1 protein-coding gene is annotated in these 1,002 nt (G+C 56.1%); it reads right to left on the bottom strand.

All coding sequences use genetic code 11. From position 1 onward, the window contains the following. The coding region (locus tag ABEW32_RS26505) for a condensation domain-containing protein (RefSeq protein WP_430193287.1) at positions 1 to 1,002 on the bottom strand (1,002 nt) is incomplete at both ends.

Here is a 1,002-nt window from a genome sequence, read left to right as displayed (position 1 = left end):
AAAATCCTTCGGCAAAGGCTGCGCAAGACTTGCTTCGGCTTGTTCGATATGCTGCCAGTATGCCAGCTCCCGCTCCATCGCCGCACTGCTTGCATAGGCTGACAGCTGTTTGGCCCATACCTGGAATGAATCTGTTTTATGCGGCAGTCGGATAGCTGTGCCTGTTTGACCTGCAACAGCCTGTTCATAGCCGGATGCCAGATCCTCCAGCAAAATACGCCACGATACACCGTCCACAACCAAATGATGAATGACGATTAATACATGGTCGCCCTCAGCGCAATGGAACAGACCGAGCTTCACAAGCGGACCCGCGCTCAAGGGAATGCTGGCTTGAATTTCACTCGCTTTAGCTTCAACAGCGGCGGATTCGTCTTCCACTCCGCTGAAATCTACAATGTCCAGCGTGTATAACTCGCCTTCCTCTACACTGCGGTTCCAAGCAACATAGCCCTGTTCCGTCTCACGGAATACCGTGCGCAGTGCGTCATGATGCTGGACAATACGGTCCATCGTACGGCGCAGCGCATTGACGTCAAAGCGCCCAGCTCGGTACAGCATCATCGCCTGGTTGCTGTGGTGCAGATCAGCCGGCTGCTGCTCGAAGAACCAGCGCTGAATAGGTGTCAGCTCCACCTGGCCTGCTACCTCTTCCTGACTGGCCAACTTGCCATCGGTCTGAAGCAACGGACTGAGTGCCGCTACCGTCGGGTAGCTGAAGAGATCCTTCATGTTCAATCGATAGCCGGCTTGCAGCAAGCGAGACGATACTTGCAGGGCCTTGATCGAATCGCCGCCCAGATCAAAGAAATTATCCTGCGTGCCTACGGCTTCTACGCCGAGCACTCCGGCCCATACCGCAGCCAGTACTTGCTCCACCTTCGTACGTGGGGCCACATAGGCGGCTCCTGTATGAATGCTGCCTTCCGGCTCCGGCAAGGCCTTGCGGTCGATCTTGCCGTTGTTGGTCAGCGGGATGGTTTCCAGTCGCATCAGGCGCGC

The sequence above is a fragment of the Paenibacillus jamilae genome (genome assembly GCF_050482105.1).
GTDB lineage: Bacteria > Bacillota > Bacilli > Paenibacillales > Paenibacillaceae > Paenibacillus > Paenibacillus jamilae_B.
Note: the sequence above shows the minus strand (reverse complement) of the source record. Positions and strands in the feature narration are given on the sequence as shown.